This is a genomic window from Sphaerisporangium rufum (assembly GCF_016863395.1).
Lineage (GTDB): Bacteria > Actinomycetota > Actinomycetes > Streptosporangiales > Streptosporangiaceae > Sphaerisporangium > Sphaerisporangium rufum.
This window is the reverse complement of the sequence record NZ_BOOU01000071.1, coordinates 1-17,277: the sequence shown is the minus strand read 5'-3', so window position 1 is coordinate 17,277 and position 17,277 is coordinate 1. Positions and strand designations below refer to the sequence as shown.

Annotated in this window: 15 protein-coding genes and 2 tRNA genes; 6 read left to right on the top strand and 11 right to left on the bottom strand. The window is 73.5% G+C overall.

The window, feature by feature from the left end; all coding sequences use genetic code 11:
• Window positions 1-103: 103 nt before the first annotated feature.
• The 6 genes from Sru01_RS26225 to Sru01_RS26200 are packed head-to-tail and all read right to left on the bottom strand — an operon-like array spanning window position 104 to window position 7,690.
• Window positions 104-1,963, bottom strand: coding sequence for a GH39 family glycosyl hydrolase (locus Sru01_RS26225; protein ID WP_203990797.1), 1,860 nt, complete (start codon window positions 1,961-1,963; stop codon window positions 104-106).
• Window positions 1,964-2,023: 60 nt separating this feature from the next.
• The gene (locus Sru01_RS26220; RefSeq protein WP_203990794.1) at window positions 2,024-3,592 is read right to left on the bottom strand and encodes a glucoamylase family protein; all 1,569 of its coding nucleotides are present in this window, start codon (window positions 3,590-3,592) and stop codon (window positions 2,024-2,026) included.
• Window positions 3,593-3,619: 27 nt separating this feature from the next.
• Entirely contained in the window at window positions 3,620-4,435 is an 816-nt protein-coding gene (locus Sru01_RS26215; RefSeq protein WP_203990791.1) for a carbohydrate ABC transporter permease, read from the bottom strand.
• A 17-nt stretch (window positions 4,436-4,452) separates the two neighbouring features.
• Complete coding sequence (locus Sru01_RS26210; RefSeq protein WP_203990789.1) at window positions 4,453-5,397, bottom strand: carbohydrate ABC transporter permease; 945 nt, start codon at window positions 5,395-5,397, stop codon at window positions 4,453-4,455.
• A complete protein-coding gene (locus Sru01_RS26205) occupies window positions 5,397-6,659 on the bottom strand; it encodes an extracellular solute-binding protein (RefSeq protein ID WP_203990787.1) in 1,263 nt (420 codons plus the stop codon). Before Sru01_RS26205 ends, Sru01_RS26210 begins: the two co-directional genes overlap by 1 nt.
• Complete coding sequence (locus Sru01_RS26200; RefSeq protein ID WP_203990785.1) at window positions 6,656-7,690, bottom strand: LacI family DNA-binding transcriptional regulator; 1,035 nt, start codon at window positions 7,688-7,690, stop codon at window positions 6,656-6,658. Before Sru01_RS26200 ends, Sru01_RS26205 begins: the two co-directional genes overlap by 4 nt.
• A 231-nt stretch (window positions 7,691-7,921) precedes the next feature.
• Between Sru01_RS26200 and Sru01_RS26195 the strand changes: the two genes are divergently transcribed.
• A complete protein-coding gene (locus Sru01_RS26195) occupies window positions 7,922-8,944 on the top strand; it encodes a sigma-70 family RNA polymerase sigma factor (protein WP_203990783.1) in 1,023 nt (340 codons plus the stop codon).
• 69 nt (window positions 8,945-9,013) lie between these two features.
• On the opposite strand, the gene abc-f is transcribed toward Sru01_RS26195, so the two are convergent.
• Window positions 9,014-10,657, bottom strand: coding sequence for a ribosomal protection-like ABC-F family protein (abc-f, locus tag Sru01_RS26190; protein WP_373869547.1), 1,644 nt, complete (start codon window positions 10,655-10,657; stop codon window positions 9,014-9,016).
• A gap of 192 nt (window positions 10,658-10,849) precedes the next feature.
• Between abc-f and Sru01_RS26185 the strand changes: the two genes are divergently transcribed.
• The 3 genes from Sru01_RS26185 (at window position 10,850) to Sru01_RS26175 (ending at window position 12,384) form a co-directional block, all read left to right on the top strand.
• Window positions 10,850-11,518, top strand: coding sequence for a TetR/AcrR family transcriptional regulator (locus Sru01_RS26185; protein ID WP_203990781.1), 669 nt, complete (start codon window positions 10,850-10,852; stop codon window positions 11,516-11,518).
• 204 nt (window positions 11,519-11,722) lie between these two features.
• Complete coding sequence (locus Sru01_RS26180; protein ID WP_203990779.1) at window positions 11,723-11,968, top strand: FitA-like ribbon-helix-helix domain-containing protein; 246 nt, start codon at window positions 11,723-11,725, stop codon at window positions 11,966-11,968.
• The gene (locus Sru01_RS26175; protein WP_203990775.1) at window positions 11,965-12,384 is read left to right on the top strand and encodes a type II toxin-antitoxin system VapC family toxin; all 420 of its coding nucleotides are present in this window, start codon (window positions 11,965-11,967) and stop codon (window positions 12,382-12,384) included. The genes Sru01_RS26180 and Sru01_RS26175 overlap by 4 nt, the downstream gene beginning before the upstream one ends.
• Before the next feature lie 169 nt (window positions 12,385-12,553).
• On the opposite strand, the gene glmS is transcribed toward Sru01_RS26175, so the two are convergent.
• The 4 genes from glmS to Sru01_RS26155 form a co-directional block, all read right to left on the bottom strand.
• Window positions 12,554-14,374, bottom strand: coding sequence for a glutamine--fructose-6-phosphate transaminase (isomerizing) (gene glmS, locus Sru01_RS26170; protein WP_203990772.1), 1,821 nt, complete (start codon window positions 14,372-14,374; stop codon window positions 12,554-12,556).
• An 18-nt stretch (window positions 14,375-14,392) separates the two neighbouring features.
• The gene (locus tag Sru01_RS26165) at window positions 14,393-14,668 is read right to left on the bottom strand and encodes a hypothetical protein (RefSeq protein ID WP_203990769.1); all 276 of its coding nucleotides are present in this window, start codon (window positions 14,666-14,668) and stop codon (window positions 14,393-14,395) included.
• 211 nt (window positions 14,669-14,879) lie between these two features.
• Entirely contained in the window at window positions 14,880-15,941 is a 1,062-nt protein-coding gene (locus Sru01_RS26160; protein WP_203990766.1) for a winged helix DNA-binding domain-containing protein, read from the bottom strand.
• Complete coding sequence (locus Sru01_RS26155; RefSeq protein ID WP_203990762.1) at window positions 15,938-16,813, bottom strand: alpha/beta hydrolase family protein; 876 nt, start codon at window positions 16,811-16,813, stop codon at window positions 15,938-15,940. The genes Sru01_RS26160 and Sru01_RS26155 overlap by 4 nt, the downstream gene beginning before the upstream one ends.
• A gap of 239 nt (window positions 16,814-17,052) precedes the next feature.
• Between Sru01_RS26155 and Sru01_RS26150 the strand changes: the two genes are divergently transcribed.
• Both Sru01_RS26150 and Sru01_RS26145 read left to right on the top strand, forming a co-directional pair.
• Window positions 17,053-17,125 (top strand) — tRNA-Gly (locus Sru01_RS26150).
• An 11-nt stretch (window positions 17,126-17,136) separates the two neighbouring features.
• A tRNA-Cys gene (locus Sru01_RS26145) sits at window positions 17,137-17,207 on the top strand.
• The last annotated feature ends 70 nt before the right edge of the window (window positions 17,208-17,277 follow it).

The window sequence follows — 17,277 nt, the reverse complement described above, 5'->3', positions numbered from 1 at the left end:
CCGCGGGTGAAACGGCACGTCGGCGGCCGGGGCGCCCGGCGGCCCGCCGGGTACCGGCTCTGGAGGTCACCCCGGCGGCGGACGTCCCGCGACGAGTTCCGGGTCAGGCGGTGCCGTCCGGCGGGAGGGGGTGGAGTTCGACGGCGGAGACGGCGGGCATGGGCAGGTCGAAGGCGACGGTCAGCGTGCCGCCGACGGCCATGACCTCGACCGGCCGGTGCAGCTCGTCCAGGGTGTTGCGCGCGGCGAGCCGCTCCCACTGCTCCTCGTCCGGCCAGTCGCCGCCGCCCATGGACTCCCACACGCTCCGCACGTCCGAGCGGCCGGCCTCGATGCGGTGGTGGGTGACCAGGTACCGGCCGTCGGGCAGGCCGTGCACGGTCAGCGCGACCCGGCGGTCCAGCAGCGGCGCGCCGGCGGCCCGGGTCTGGTCCAGGGTGCCGTTCCACACCAGCGCGCCGATCCGGCCGTCGTCGTGCCGGGCCGCCCACACCTCGACCCCGGCGACGTCGCCGGAGGTCTCGGCGGCCAGCTCGTGCTCGCCGAGCCGCTCGGCCAGCGCGAGCGCGAAGTAGCGCGGCTTGCGCAGGTTGCCCACGGTGAGCAGCCCGAACCCGCCGTGGAACAGCCGCGGCGGCCGGCCGAGCTCCTCGAAGTGGTCGGAGGCCACCCAGTGCGACAGCGCCGCCACCCGGCCGGCGGCCGACTTCATGCCGTGCAGCAGGAACGCCGCGCCGAACGGGCCGTCGCCGATGCCGTGGAAGTGCGTCGGGGTAGGACCCCATTCGGTCCACCAGATCGGCGTGCCGTCCCGGCCGTGCCGGGCGAGCACCGGGCGCCAGTCCAGCGGCGCGTTGCCGTAGGTGTGGGTGGAGACGAAGTCGACCGCGGCGCCGGACCGGCCGGCGTGCGCGAGCAGCTCCTCGACCCAGCCATTGGCCGCGCTGGCCGGGCCGCCGATCCGCAGATCGGGGTGCACGCTCTTGACCGCGGCGGCGGTCACGTCGTACAGCCGGAAGTACTCCTGCGGGGTGCCGGCCCAGAACACCTCCAGGTTGGCCTCGTTCCACACCTCGAACGACCAGTGCCGGACCAGTTCCTCGATGCCGTACCGGCCGGCCAGGTGCTCGACCAGGGCCCGGACCAGGTCGCCCCACCGGTCGTAGTCCTTGGGCGGCGAGATGATCGCCCGGTACTCGAAGACCGTCGCCTCCGGGTCGCGGGCCAGGTCGCGCGGCATGAAGCCCAGCTCGACCACCGGCCGCAGGCCGAGGCCGGTGAGGGTGTCGTAGACCCGGTCCACCCCGGTGAAGTCGTGCACCGGTTCCCCGTCGACCTCGCGGTAGACGCCGAGGTCGTCGCCGAGGATGGCGTGCGCGCGCACCGCCGCCACGCCCAGCTCCTCGCGCATGATGCGCAGCGCTTGGGCCAGCTCGGCGCCGATCGGCCGGCCGCCGGTGCGGTCGGCCGACAGCAGGTGGGACAGGTGCTCGGAGCCGATCATCGGCCGCCACGGCCGGGGCAGCGGCCGGGTCACCCGGCCGGCGTCCACCCGCACCGCCACCGCCCGGGAGCCGCCGGCGAGCGGGGTGCCGGAGACCGGCGGGCCGAACTCGCCGACCGTCTCCATGGTGCCGAGCGAGGCCACCACGTAGTAGGCGGTCTCCCCGGGGCTGCCGGTGGTGTCGACGTACCGGGTGCCGGGCACCGCGGGCACGTCCACGTCGGGCTGCTTGGTGGTGAGGAACGGGCCGTCCGGGCCGGTGCCCCGGTGCACCAGGTAGCCGATGGCGCCGTCCACCGGTTCCCAGGTGAGCGTCACCTGCCCGGCGCCGGCCTCGGCGCGCAGCCCGGACGGCGCCGGCGGCGCGGCAGGCACGGTGCCGGCCGCCCCGGCGTCGCCCGAGCCGCGGTAGATGCGCTCGCGCCAGTCGCTGAGCGCGGACTTCGCGGGCTGGGTCATTCGATCTCCCCGATCGTCGTTGCGGACGTGTCGTCATGGCGGCGGCCCGGCCGTCGGCGGTCAGCCGCGGCGCACCGCCCACTCCTCCAGGCCGAGCACCGGCCGCAGCAGCCGCTGCGGGCCGCCCGGGGTGAAGTAGCGGCGCAGCGCGTCACCGGCCAGCGCGTTGCCGAGGGCGCCCATCACCATCCCCTGGTCCAGCGCCAGGTACTCGCGCGACACCCGGCCGCTGCGCACCGCGACCGCGTCGTAGAAGCCGCCCGGGCCGTAGGAGTCGAACCGGTCGCGCAGCGCGGCGAGGTTGGCGAGCGCGGCGTCCGGCGCGTAGCGCAGCGCCAGGAACGAGGCGTGCGGGGTCACCACCCCGTCGCCGTACCGCTCGGGGTCCGGCTTGCCGGGCCGGCAGTCGCCGAAGCCGGGGTCGGTGGAGGTGCGCTCCTCGTCGGAGGTGTAGCCGTCGGTGTCCATGCCGAGCGGGTCCACGCCGTACTCGCGGTAGCCGCCGGCCGGGTCGTTGGACGGCGAGAAGCCCCAGTAGCCGTACTTGGCCTCGTTCATGCCGTGCTCGATCTGCGCGGCGACGAACACCGGGTGGTTGCGGCCCCAGCTGCGCGCGCCCCAGGTCTCCTCCGGGACGACCAGGTTCACCATCAGCGCCTCGAACATGCTGCCGCCCCAGTTGGGGACGAAGCGCATGCCGCGGTAGCCGTAGGTGCCCTCGAAGACCTTGACGCCGCGGTAGGTGCGCCACTCCCCCTCGGGCTTCTGGTCCGACCAGCTCCAGTCGCAGGTGTCGGGGAAGGTGCGCCACAGCCCGAAGTAGTGCTCGGCGGGCACCTGGCCGAGGGCGATGGCGACGTAGCTGACGATGCGCGTCTCGGACATGGCGCCGTAGCGGTGGCAGGTCGAGTACACGGTGCGGCCGGTGCCGGCGTAGTCGGTCTCCTGCGAGCAGCCGTCCGGCTTGTCCGGCCAGTAGCCGCCGGTCATCAGGCCGGTGCCGGCGTCGGCGCGACCGGCCGGGTCGTAGAAGGCGGTGAGGTCCATCCGGCCGAGCAGCTCGCCGGCCCGCCGGGCCTGCCCGGGCACCGCGTTCTTCACCATCATCAGCCCGGCGGCCAACCAGGCGTTGTCCACGCTGGAGACGAACGGGCGGACCGGGTCACCGGTCTCCGGCCAGGTGCGCACCACCGCCAGGGTGGCCGGGTCGTACCAGTTGTAGTACAGGCCGGTGGCGGTGTCGTGGTCCAGCCGGGCCACCCCGTCCAGCGCGCGCCGCACCCGGTCGGTGGCCTGGCCGCGGGTGATCAGGCCGGTGTCCCGGGCGACCAGGGTGCTCCACAGGTAGGTGCCGATGTTGGTGGGCGAGGTGACCTTGGCCCGGGTGCGCAGGTCGCCGGACACCTTGTCCGACGGCATCCCGGTGCGGGGTTCCACCATGGCGGCGATCGAGCGCCAGGTGTCGGCCGCGTAGCGGCGCAGTGCCGGTGCCTGGGGGACGTGCCCGGGCCGCCCGGCCGCGGCGGCGGGAGGCGGGGCCGCCGTGGCGGGGGGCGGGGCCGCGGCGGCGGCCGGGACGGCGGTGGTCAGGGCGAGGGCCAGGGAGCAGGCCAGGACGGTGGTGCGCATGTGAGTACCTCGGGGGGTTGTCGGGGGCTATTTCAGGCCGGCGGTGGCCACGCCCTGGACGAAGTAGCGCTGGAGCAGCACGAAGAGCAGCAGCACCGGGGTGATGACGACGATGACGCCGGCCAGCAGCACCCCGTAGTGCGCGGTCTCCCGGGTGGACAGGTTGGCCAGCGCGACCGGCAGGGTGTACATGTCCTCGTGCTGGGCGACCACCGCGGGCCAGATGAAGTTGTTCCACGACGCCATGAACGTGATCAGGCCCAGGGTGGCCAGCACGGGCTTGCACAGCGGCAGCACGACGCGGAAGAAGATGCGGAACTCCCCCGCGCCGTCCACCCGGGCGGCGTGCACGATCTCGTCGGGGATCTCGCCCATGAACTGCCGCATCAGGAAGACGCCGAGCGGGGTGACCAGGCCGGGCAGCACGATGCCCGCGTAGGTATCGGCCAGCCCGAGGCTCGCCACCGTGACGAACTGCGGGATGAGCAGCACGATGGCCGGCACCATCATCTGCAGCAGCACCAGGCCGAAGACCAGCCGGCCCGCGCCGAAGTCCAGCTTGGTGAGCGCGTAGGCGACCAGCGAGCAGAACAGCAGGTTGGAGGCCACGACGACGCCCGCCACCACCGCGCTGTTGAACGTCGCGGTGACGACGTCCATCCGCTCCAGCAGGCTGGTGTAGTTGTCGGCGATCCACCGCAGTGGTAGGAAGGTCGGCGGCTCGCGGCGGATCTCCGCGTCGGTCTTGAACGAGCCGAGCAGCGTCCACAGGAACGGGCCGGCCACGATGGCCAGGCCGGCGGTCAGCGCGGCGTACCGGATGGCGGTCCGCAGTCGGGTCATCTCAGGCCTCCCGCCTTTCACCGGTTGGGGCGCAGCCAGCGGAACTGCGCGAAGGAGAAGGCGACGATGACGGTGAACAGGATGGTCGCCGCCGCCGCGCCGTAGCCGTAGTCACCGGCGCCGAACTGGTTGAAGATCGCCAGGGACGCGGACAGGGTGGAGTCGAGCGGCCCGCCGCGGGTCATCACCAGCGGCTCCTCCATGAACTGCATGAAGCCGGCCGCGCTGTAGACGCCGCAGAACAGGATGGCCGGCCGCAGCATCGGCAGGGTGACCGCGCGGAACCTGGCCCAGGCGCCGGCCCCGTCGACGTGCGCCGCCTCGTGCAGCTCGCGCGGCACGCCCTGCAGCGCGGCCAGGAAGACCACCATGTCGAAGCCGAAGTTGCGCCAGGCGGTCATCACCACCAGGGCGGGCAGCGCGGTGCGGTCGTCCAGCAGCCAGGCCGGGCCGTCGACGCCGATCATGCCGAGCAGTTGGTTCAGCAGGCCGGCCTGCGGGTCGAGCAGCAGCCGCCAGGCCACCGCGATGCCGATGATGCTGGTCACGTAGGGCAGGTAGTAGCCGAGCCGGAAGAACGTGCGCAGCCGGCCGATGCCGGAGTTCAGCAGCATGGCCGCGCCGAGCCCGGCGGCCACGGTGAGCGGCGTGGTGGCCACCACGAAGAACAGCGTGTTGGTCGCGGCACGGCGCATCGTGTCGTCCTGGAACAGCCGCTCGAAGTTGGCCAGGCCGACGAAGTTCACCGCGAACGGGTTGCGCACGTCGGTGCTGCGCATGTCGGTGAAGCCCATCAGCAGGCCGGCGACCAGCGGCAGCGCGTACATCAGGGCGAACACCAGCAGGAACGGCGCGCAGAACAGCCAGGCCCGGCCGGTGCGGCGCGGCGGGGCGTCCGGCCGGCGGGCGCCGGACCGGGCGCCGCGCCGGGCCGATGCCCGTTCGGAGGCGACCGCGGCCATCACAGACCGGTGCCGACCGTCTCGGCGCGGGACTGGATCGCCTTGGCGGCCTCGGCCGGGGTGGTCTTGCCGCGGACGACCCGCTCGATCTGCTGCTCGATCGCCTTGGCGACCTGCTCCCAGGTGGGCACCGGCGGCGGGGTCTTGGCGTCCTTGAGCTGCTCGCCGAAGACGGCGACCCGCGGGTCGGCGGTCAGCTCGGGACGCTGCCAGGCGGCCTGGACGCTGGGCAGGGCCTTGACGGTGTCGAACCACGCCGCCTGCGTCTCCGGCTCGGTCAGCCACTTGACGAACTTCCAGGCGGCGTCGCGGGCGCCGGAGTCCTTGAAGACCACCAGGTCGCTGCCGCCGATGAAGCTGGTGCCGCCCGCCGGGCCCTTGGCGTACGGAGCGACGTCGAACTTCTCGGCGAACCCGTCGCCGCCGTCCTTCTCCATGCCGGCGATCATCCACGGGCCGGAGTGGAAGGCACCGACCTCGCCCTTGAAGAAGCTGGCCGGGAAGGACGCCGGGTCGACCTTGCTGGTGCTGAGCCCCTCGTCGAAGTACGACTTGGTCCGCTCCAGCGCCTTGACCATCTCGGGGGTGTCGAAGGTCCAGCCGCCGTCCGGGCCGTTGATCGAGCCGCCCTGTTGCCAGACCAGCGGCAGCAGCTCCTGCCAGGAGCCGACGGTGTAGTTGATCTGCATGCCCTGGCCCGCGCCGGCCTTCTTCAGGCCCTTGACGAAGGTCTTGGACTCCTCCCAGGTGGCGGGCGGTTTCACCCCGGCCTTGGCCGCCAGGTCCTTGCGGTAGTAGAGCACCCGCGTCTCGACGTACCACGGCACGCCCCACGCGGTGCCGTCGACGTCGACGGTGCTCCAGGCACCGGGGAAGAAGGCCGCCTTGTCGATGAGGTTGCCCGGGGTGGGGTCGACGGCGCCGGACTTGGCCAGCTCACCCATCCAGGTGGAGCCGATCATGCTGATGTCCGGGGTGCTGCGCCCGGCCACCGAGGAGATGATCTTGTCGTGCGCCACGTCCCAGCCGATCGGGGTGACGGTGATCTCGATCCCGGGATTGGCGCTCTCGAACTTCTTGGCGAAGGCGTCCAGCGCCTCGCCTTCGGTGCCCATGGCCCAGACGTTCAGCTTGCCGGTCGCCTGGGCGGTGGTGTTGACGTCCTTGGGCTTCTCGGCGGCGCCGTCGGTGCCCCGGCCGCAGCCGGCCAGCACCAGCCCGGTGGCGAGCAGGGCGAGCGCCCTGGTGGTACGTGCTTTCACTTTCGGAGACCTCCTGGGGGATGCGGCCCGCAGCTGCCGCGGACGATCAGCTCGGTGTCGAGGACGCGGTGCGCGCCGGCGGCACCGGTTCCGGAGATGAGGGCGTCCAGGGTGCGCGCGGCGCCGGCGCCGAGCTCGCGCATCGGCTGGCGCACCGTGGTCAGCGCGGGTCGCGCGTGCCGGGCGGCCATGATGTCGTCCCAGCCGGTGACGGCGACGTCACCGGGCACGGCCAGGCCGAGTTCTTCGGCGGCGAGGATGGCGCCGAGCGCCACCTCGTCGTCGGAGCAGATCACCGCGTCCGGCCGGTCGGGACCGGCCAGCAGGCGCAGCGCCGCGGCGTGGCCGCTGTCCACGGTGTACTCGTCGGTGAGCACCGGGCGCACCGCGTCGCCGAGCACCCCGCGCACGCCCTGCCAGCGCTGGTCGACGTCGTCGCCGGTGGCGTACGGAGCGCCGAGGAAGGCGAAGGAGCGGTGCCCGTGGTCGAGCAGGTGGCGGGCCAGCTCGGCGGCCGGCCGGATGTTCTCGCTGCGCAGCGTGCAGGCGCCGGCCCGCTCGGCGTGCGAGATGAGCACCAGCGGCGGCCCGGAGGCGGCCAGCTCGTCGACCAGGTCGGCCGGGACGGTGCTGCCGAAGACGGCCAGGCCGTCCACCCGGCGGGCCAGCTCGCGCACCAGGTCGCGGATCGCGGTGCGTCCCTTGGTGGACAGGATGATCACCGAGCGGCCGAGTTCCGAGGCGACCTCCTCGTAGCCGATGAGCACCTCGGCGAAGTACGGGCCGGACAGGTTGGGGAAGACGATGCCGTTGGCCGCGTGCCGGCCCTCGGCGAGGCTGACGCCGGCCCGGCTCGGCGTGAAGCGCAGCTCCTGGACGGCCCGCAGGACCTTCTCCCGCGTCGGCCCGGCCACCGGCCCGGTGCCGCGCAGCGTGCGCGACACGGTGGCGATCGACACGCCGGCGCGCTGCGCGACCTCGTAGATCGTCACCCCGCCCGGCGCCTCCGCCGCGGCCTCTCGCTCGTCCATCCACCCTCCTGTCGATGTAAGCGCTTACACCTTGATCTGTCACCGGACCCGGCGACTGGAAGCGCTTACAGTGCCCTGAGTATGCCAACCGGATGTCCGAAATGTAAATACTTCGTGGGGAATGGGAGAGAACACCGGTACCGGCCGGGCCAGGTGGCGCCGATTCTGTCGGCGGGGCCGGATATACAGAGCGGACGACCGGCGCGGGCCGGGCCGGCCTTGGGAGGTGGCATGGCGGAGCAGCCGGTCCAGGACGACTTCACTCTGGCGGCGGCGCCCTTCCGCGGCGAGCTGCTGGCGCATTGCTACCGGATGACCGGGTCGATGCACGACGCCGAAGACCTGGTGCAGGAGACCTACCTTCGGGCGTGGCAGGCCTACGACCGGTTCCAGGGCCGGTCGTCGCTGCGCACCTGGCTGTACCGCATCGCCACCAACGCCTGCCTGACCGCGCTGGACGGCCGCCGCCGCCGGCCGCTGCCGGCCGACCTGAGCGCGCCGGGCGACGGGGCGGCGCACCTGCCCGCGGCCCGGCCGGAGATCGGCTGGCTGGAGCCGTTCCCCGACGCCCTGCTGGACGGCGCCCCGGGCGGCGACCCGGCGGCGGTCGTCCTCGCCCGGGAGAGCGTGCGGCTGGCGTTCGTGGCCGCGCTGCAACACCTGCCGCCCCGGCAGCGGGCCGTGCTGCTGCTGCGCGAGGTCATGCAGTGGCGGGCCGCCGAGGTCGCCGAGGTCCTGGACACCACGCCGGTCGCGGTGAACAGCATCCTGCAACGGGCCCGGTCCCAGCTCGACCGGGCGGCCCCGGCCGAGAGGGACACCACCGACGAGCAGGGGTCGGCCGGTGACCGGGAACTGCTCGACCGCTACGTCACCGCCTTCGAGCGTAAGGACATCCCCGCCCTGGTCGAGCTGTTCACCGCGGACGCGGTCTGGGAGATGCCGCCGCACGAAACCTGGTACCAAGGCCCCGAACACATCGGCCGGCACCTGCTCGCCCACTGCCCGGCCGGGCCCGGCGACCAGCGGCTCGTCCCGGTGCGCGCCGGCGGCCGGCCCGCGTTCGCCGGCTACCTGCGCACCGGCGGCTCCCCCTTCCGGGCGTTCAACCTGCAGGTGCTCACCCTGGCCGGCGGCCGGGTCGCCCGCGCCGTCAACTTCCTGGACCCCCGGCTGTTCCGCTGGTTCGGCCTGCCCGAGACGCTGGACGCCCCGGCCGCGGCCGCCCCCGAGCGGCCGCGCCCGGCCGGCTGACGCCGGCCGGTCAGCGCGGCGCGAGGCGGGCCAGGGTCCCGGTCTCCTGGGCGACGGCGAACTCTTCGATCAACATGGCTGCGGTACTCCTTCGTGGGTGCGGTGCAGGCGACCGGCCCGCATCTGCAGCCGGGTGCCGGTGAACCTCGCCGCCAGGGCCCGGTCATGGGAGACGACGACGGCGGCCCCCGGGTAGGCGGCAAGGGCCTGCTCCAGCTCCTCGACCAGGGTGAGGGACAGGTGGTTGGCCGGCTCGTCCAGCAGCAGCAGGTCGTGCTCGCCGGCCAACAGCCGGGCCAGGTCCAGGCGGCGCCGCTGGCCGACCGACAGCCGGCCGACCGGGATGGCCAGGTCCGCGGCGCGGAACAGGCCGGTGCCGAGCAGCCGCTCGCCGTGCTCCTCCAGCGTCCCGGCCCGCCCGGCCGCGTACGCGGCGAGCAGCGGCCGCCCGGGCCTCGAGTACTCGCCCTCCTGGACCAGGTGGCCGATCCGGCCGCACCGCCGCACCTCGCCGCGGTCGGGGCGCAGTTCGCCGGCCAGCACCCGCAGCAGGGTGGACTTGCCGGCCCCGTTGGGTCCCTGGACCAGAATGCGCTCGCCGGGCAGCACCCGGAACCCGGTGACGGCCAGCCGGTCGCCGACCCGGACGTCGCGCAGTTCGGCGAGCGGCCCGCCCGCCGCCCCGCCGTCGAACCGGCCGGCGAAGCGCAGCGGCGGGGGCGGCTGCGGCACCGGGTGCTCGCGGAGCCGGCGCAGCCGCACCTCGGCCTGGCGCACCCGGCTGGCCACCGAGCTCTGCACCCGGCCGGCGTCCCGGTCGTAGGCCGGCTTGTTGCGGTCCTTCATCTCCCGGCCGGGCGCCACCCGGTGGGCGGTGGTGGCGGCGAACCTCTCGACCCGGGCGACCTCCTCGACCCAGGCCTGGTGGGCCTGCTCCCAGCGTTGCCGCGCCGCCGCCTTCTCGGCCAGGTAACCGGCGTACCCGCCGCCGAACCGGGTCACCCCGCCGCCGTCGACCTCCAGGATCGCGCCGGCCACCCGGTCCAGGAACAGCCGGTCGTGCGAGACCGCCACCACCGTCCCGGTGTGGGCACGCAGCCGATCCTCCAGCCAGGCCAGCCCGGCGGCGTCCAGGTGGTTGGTGGGCTCGTCCAGCAGCAGGACCTCCGGCGAGGCCGCCAGCAGGCAGGCCAGCCCGAGCCGGGCCCGCTCGCCGCCGGACAGCCCGCCGAGCGCGCGGTCGCGGCCAAGGTGCCCGACACCGAGGCCGTGCAGGGACTTCGCCACCCGGGCGTCGGCCTCCCAGCCGCCGCGCAGCTCGTAGCCGGCGAGGATCTCGCCGTACTCCTCGAGCCCGGCCGCCGCCACGCCGTCGCCGGCCGCCGCCATCGCGGCCTCCAGTTCGCGCATCCGGCGCTCCATGGCGCGCAGGCCGGCCAGCGCCCGGTCGATCGCCTGCTGGACGGTGTGCTCGAGTGGCAGGTCCAGGGTCTGGCCCAGGTGCCCGACGCCGCCGGCCGCGACGACGGTCACCTCGCCGTCGTCCGGGCGCTCCAGGCCGGCGGCCAGGCGCAGCAGCGTGGACTTTCCCGAGCCGTTCTCGCCGACGACGCCGACCCGCTCGCCCGGCCGGATGGTGAAGGAGACCTCGTCGAGGACCTGCCGGTCTCCGTAGGACTTGCTAACGCCCCGCAGGGCCAGCTGGGTGGACAGGGGGGATCTCCCGGTGCTCGCAGGTTCGGATGGTGATGACGTCCGCCGGGAACTCCATGATCCTTCACCCTCTCCTTAAAGCTACAGAGTTGCGTTAAGCTGACTCTCGCAGATCCGCGGACGGTCCGCAACCCGGATTACGATCGGCACCGGTCCGTGGGACGGCCGGCGGGCCGGAAGGGAGGGTCCGGCATGAGCGGGCACGGCGACGGGGCCGGCGGCTCTGGTGGCACCCATGAGATCGGCACCCCCGGGAGCGACGGCGGCGGGCGGCGGCCAGGGGGGCGTAGCGCCCGGGTGCGCGCGGCGGTGCGCGCGGCGACGCTCGCCGAGCTGGCCGAGGGGGGGTTCGAGGAGATGACGGTGGACGCGGTCGCGGCCCGGGCCGGCGTGCACCGCACCACCGTCTACCGGCGGTGGGGCACGGTGGCCGGGCTGGCGGTCGACGCGCTGGAGGCGGCCGGCGGCGAGCCGTGGCCGGTGCCGGACACCGGCGGGCTGCGCGGCGACCTGCGCGCCCTGTGCCGGCTGGTGGTCAGCCACTTCACCGACCCACAGGACGGGCCGGTGGCCCGCGCGTTCATCGCGGCGGCGGTGCGCGACCCGGCCACCGCCGCCGCGCTGCACCGCTTCCTGGCCGGCCGGAACGCCCAGGCGGCGGTACTGGTGACCCGCGCCACCGAGCGTGGCGAGCTGCCGGCCGGGGTCGACGCGGCCGAGGTGGTCCGGGTGGCCGTCGCCCCCCTGTACTACCGGCTGTTCATCTCCGGCGAGCCGGTGGACGAGACGGTCGCCGACCGCGCCGCCGACGCCGCCCACGCCGCCGCCCACGCCGGCGTACTTCCCCGTCTATCAACGTGATGCACTCCCGTGCCCTGGCGTCGTCGTCGATGCAGGGACGGCACGCGACCCAGGCCGTTGGTTGCGCACGACCAAGCGGCGCGGACCAGCGCACTCCGGACTTGCTCGGGGTCGACACAGCATCTCGACTTGGGCACGGGTGCGAGGGTGGCGCAACTGACACCCATTCTGGGTGCTAGCATTGATAGCAAAGAGGAGGGATTGATGGCGGCTGTCAGCATCAGGAGTTTGGACGAAGAGGTGAAGCGTCGTCTGAGAGTCAGGGCGGCGCGCCATGGCCGGTCGATGGAGTCGGAGATCCGCGCCATCCTCACCGAGGCGGTGAGCGAGCCGTCGGAGTCGGAAGGTCTGATGACGGCACTCCTCGACCGCTTCAGCGCCGTCGGCGGAGTCGACCTGGAGTTGCCCGCGCGGTCCACGCCGGTACGTGCGGCGGACCTCGCCCCATGATCGTCTTCGATACCAACGTGATCTCCGAACTGATGAGATCACAGCCATCGGCGGCGGTGGTGGATTGGGTTCGTTCGCAGCCCGGCCGCGAGTTATACACGACATCTGTGACGCTCGCCGAGGTCACCTTCGGAATCGAGCGTCTACCCGACGGAAACCGCAAGCAGCTATTGAAGACCGTGGCCGATGAGGTGTTCGCCACGTTCGAGGAACAGGTGCTGCCGTTCGACGCGGCCGCGGCCCGGCCATACGCGGTCGTGGTGACCGAACGCGAACGTGCGGGCCTGCCTATCGATGGGTTCGACGCGCAGATCGCCGCCATCTGTCGGACCCACGGTGCCGCGCTGGCCACTCGCAACATCAAGGACTTCCACGGAACGGGAGTCGAGGTCATCGATCCGTGGCACGCCGATTGACCGCGCCCGGCGGAGATCCGAGCGTGCGCCTGCCATCAGATCGCACTTACGGCCATCCCGGCCCGGCGCCGAGCGTCGCGGCCGACGAGCGACCGGCGGCGGTGCGTTCTGGTCCGCCGTGGCCGGTGACGGCCCGGGCGCGGGGTGGGGGCGCGCCCGGGCGCCGGTGTCACTCGACGGTGACGCTCTTGGCGAGGTTGCGGGGCTTGTCGACATCGCGCTCCAGCGCGACGGCGGCGTGGTAGGCGAGCAGCTGCAGCGGGATGCACAGCAGGATCGGGTCCAGCTCCGGCTCGTTCTTCGGCACCACGATCGCGTCCTCGGCCAGGTGCGGGTCCGGCACCCGGTGGCCGACCATGAGCACCTTGCCGCCCCGGGCGCGGATCTCGCCGAGGGTGGTGAGGTTCTTGTCCAGCAGCTCGTCGTCCGGCACGATCGCGACGGTGGGCATCTCCGGCCCGATCAGGGCCAGCGGCCCGTGCTTGAGCTCGCTCGCCGGGTAGGCCTCGGCGTGTACGTAGGAGATCTCCTTGAGCTTCTGGGCGCCCTCACGGGCGACCGGGTAGCCGCGCACCCGGCCGACGAACATCATGCTCGGGTGGGGGGCGTACTTGCGGGCGAGCGCCTCGATCGCCTCGTTCTGCTCGACGATCTCCTGGATCTGGTCGGGCAGCCGGCGCAGCCCTTCGACGATGCGGCGCCCGTCGGCCGGGGAAAGGTCGTGCACCCGCCCGAAGTGCAGGGCGATCAGAGCGAACGCGACGGCCGTCGAGATGAACGCCTTGGTGGAGGCGACCGACACCTCCGGGCCGGCGTGCAGGTAGACGCCGCCGTCGACCTCGCGGGCGATGGCGCTGCCCACCGCGTTGACCACGCCGAGCACCCGGCCGCCCTTGCGCTTGAGCTCCTGCACGGCGGCCAGGGTGTCGTAGGTCTCCCCCGATTGACTCACCGCGACGTAGAGGGTGTCGTGCTCGACGACCGGGCTGCGGTAGCGGAACTCCGACGCCGGCTCGGCGTCGGCGGGGATGCGCGCCAGCTCCTCGATCAGCTGGGCGCCGATCTGGCCGGCGTAGTAGGCCGAGCCACAGCCGATGATCTTCACGCGGCGGAACGCGCGGGTCTCGCGGGCGTCGAGGTTGAGGCCGCCCAGGTGGGCGATGTGGAACCGGTCGTCCAGCCGCCCGCTGAGCGTGCGGGCCACCGACTCGGGCTGGTCGGAGATCTCCTTGAGCAGGTAGTGCTCGTAGCCGCCGGTGTCGTAGTGCCCGGCGTCCCAGTCGACGGTCAGCGGTTCCTTGGAGGTGACCCGGGCGTCCATGGTGAAGGTGCGGAAGCCGTCGGCCTTGAGCACGGCGAGCTCGCCGTCCTCCAGGTGCACGACCTGCCGGGTGTAGCGCACCAGCGCCGCCACGTCGGAGGCGCAGAACATTTCGCGCTCGCCGATGCCGAGCACGATCGGGCTGCCGTTGCGGGCCACCACGATCTCGCCGGGCCGCTCGGCGTCGAGCACGGCGATGCCGTAGGTGCCGACGACGCTCTTGAGCGCGGTGCGGACCGCCTCCTCCAGCGATCCGGCGTCCTGGACGGTGCGGGCGATCAGGTGGGCGAGCACCTCGGTGTCGGTCTCGGAGACGAACTCGGCGCCGTCCGCGGTCAGCCTGGCCCGCAGCTCGCCGGCGTTCTCGATGATGCCGTTGTGCACGACGGCGATCCGCTCCTTGTTGTCCAGGTGCGGATGGGCGTTCACGTCGTTGGGCATGCCGTGGGTGGCCCAGCGGGTGTGCCCGATGCCGCCGCCGCCCTTGAATCGGGCCGGCACCACCGCGGCCAGGTCGGCGACCCGTCCCTTGACCTTGCGGACCTTGAGCCCCTTGTTGTTCACCACCAGGCCGGCCGAGTCGTAGCCGCGGTACTCCAGGCGTTGCAGCCCTTCCAGCAGGATCGGCGCCGCGTCCTTAGGACCGATATAGGCGACAATTCCACACATCTTGCTCTCCTATGGCTGCTAGCCGTACACGATGCGGCGCAGTTGGCGCAGCGAAAGACCGGGTGGCGCGACCGGGCGGGCGGCCAGCTCGGCGGCGATCACCGGGAAGATCTGCTCGTTGGTACGCCCGCGCGCCTTCATCTCCCCGTGCCGCCGGCGCACGTACTCCTCGGCCGACTCCGAGAAGTACGCCACGACCTCGGCGACGACGCGCGCCGCCTCGCCCGGTCCGAGGGAACTGGTCCGGACGAGATGGGTGATCAGATCGTCGAATGGCTGCCGCGCCGTGGCCACAGGCCAGGACTTTACGCAGGAATCTGGAGACACGCCAAGAATCCTGCCCGAAATCGGGCAAGATTACGCGCGAACTCCACCATCCGACCGCCGGCCGGCACCGCTTGCGCTTCTACCCGCCGGTGGCGCCGCCAATCACCATGATCCTGGCCAGGCGACCGGTACCGCCGATGCCGGTGGCCTCGCCCGGCCGGACCGCCTGCGGCCGGCCTCATGGCAGCGCCGCGTACACCTCCGCCAGCGTGGCGGCCAGCCCGTCCCGGAAGCCGGTGAACGGGACGAAGGCCGGCTCGCGCCGCCCCGCCCGGCCGGCGTGCCGCCAGGTGCCGACGACCTGGCCGTCGTCCACCACCGTCGGCTGGAAGATGCCGTTGCCGCCGGGCACGATGCGCCCGGCGAACTCCGCCGGCAGCACGGCGGTGCGGTCGGCGTAGCCCAGCAGCAGCTCATCGAAGCCGGGCAGCAGGAACGTGCCGCGAGCCTGGTCCCGGTGCGCGGCGAGCAGGTCAGGGGTCTCCGGCGCCATCAGATGCTCGACGCCGTCGACCTCCAGGCGGGCCAGCCGGGGCCGGGCGAGCGCCAGCCCGGCGCGGACGTCGGCGGCGAGCAGGCCGGTCCACCGGGCGAAGTCGCGCGCGGTCGCCGGGCCGTGGCCGCGGAAGTAGCGCTCGGCCAGCTCGCCGAGCGCCTCCTCGCGCTCCGGCCGGCGGGGCCGGGGAATCCACTCGGCCACCAGCACCACCAGCTGCTCGCCGCCGGCGGCCGGGCCGAAGCAGACGGTGCCGGTCTGCGCCAGGTGGCCGAGCAGGTGGTAGCCCCGCGAGCCGGACGCCGGCACCCCGGCGGCGGTCCACAGCTCGTACAGCTCGGCCCGCCGCAACCGGCCACCGCCGGACAGCGCGGCGACCGCCACCTCGCGGGCCCGGTCGAGCGCGGCCTCGTCGAGCTCCAGCTCCGCCCGGCGGCGGGCCGCGACGGCGAGCTGCCGGGGGCCGGTGAGCTCCAGCATCCACCGCAGGTCCTCGGCCGGCACCAGATGCAGGGTGCCGCGCATGGGCCAGGAGGTGACCGCCTCGCCCGCGTCCAGCGCGGCCAGCACCGCCTCGCGGGTGCCGCCGGCGGTGCGCAGCGCGACCGAGGTGAGCGCGCCGGGCCGCTCCTGGGCCTGCATCGCGGCCAGCCGGCGCACCGCAGCGGCCGGGGTCGGCTCCCCCGGCCCGGCCAGCCCCTGGGCCGCCAGCCGCAGCAGCGCGATCTCCCGCGGACCGATCATGCCACCGCCCCGGCCGCTCCGGGCAGGTGGGCGCGCAGCCAGGCGGCGGCGAGCCGCTCGACCTCGGCGGCGTGCGGCGTCTGCGGGGCGGGCGCCATGCCCGGCTCCTCGGCGATCGCGTGCCCCATGCCCGCCACGGTGTGCAGGTCGACCCGCGCCGGGTCGGCGTACCGTGCGGCCAGTTCGTCGCGCAGCAGCCGCGCCGGCTCCAGGAAGCCCTCGGCGTCGTCCTCGGTGCCGACCACCAGCCGGATCGCCGGCTGCCCGGCGGCGGCGAGCTCGCCGGCCCGGGCGAGGAAGTCCAGCCGGGCCGCCGCTGCCCGCGCCTCCTCGCTCCAGGTGTAACCGGTGCCGAAGTGCCGGCCCATGGCCGTCACGACGTCGTGCAGCCGGACGACCGGGCTGACCAGCACGGCCGCGGCCACCTCCAGGCCGGCCGACGGACCGGTCTCGATCGCGACCAGCTGGGCCACGGCGGCGCCGAGCGAGCCGCCGACCAGCCCGAGCGGCCCGCCGGCCAGGTCCAGCTCCTTGCGCAGGTGGGCCAGCGCGGCCGGGAACTCCTCGGCCGCCTGGACGGCGATCGGGCTGTGCAGCTTCAGCACGGCGTCGTCGAAGGCGCGCGCCATGACCTCGTCCCAGCCGCCGGGGGGCATCCGGGAGCCGCACATCGGCAGGCCGAGATGGACGCGCCAGGCCGGAAGGCCGGCCATCGGCAGCGCGGCGGCCATGGCGGACTCGGTGCGCGGCGCGTCCAGCAGGTGCCAGGTCACCACCACGGGCGCCTCCCGGGGCGGGACGGCGGACGGCGGGACGGCGACGAACGGGACACCGGCCGCGAGGCCGGACACCTGGGAAGCCGGGACGGTCACCGGGGAACTCCTTCCACGTACTGACGGGCGCCCAATCTACGGCGCGGCGGTGACATTTCCGCCGCGTTCCCATCGGCGTCCGCTCCGGGCGAACCGCGCACCGCACCCGGCCGGCCGGCCACCGCAATCCGCGGCAATATTCCGGCAAAAAGCGCAATCAATGACAGCCCACCCCGTGCTGTGTACGCGGCCGGGCACGGAACGCGCTAGAGTCTGTGCGTGGCCGGGTGAACCGGCACGCGGACGTGGCTCAGCTGGTAGAGCATCACCTTGCCAAGGTGAGGGTCGCGGGTTCGAATCCCGTCGTCCGCTCGGTAACACCTGGTGGAGTGGCCGAGAGGCGAGGCAGCGGCCTGCAAAGCCGCGTACACGGGTTCAAATCCCGTCTCCACCTCGATGCCGATCTCGAGTGCTCTCGGGATCCGGTAAAGTAAGGCACACGTCGCCGGAGCGATCCGGTGACC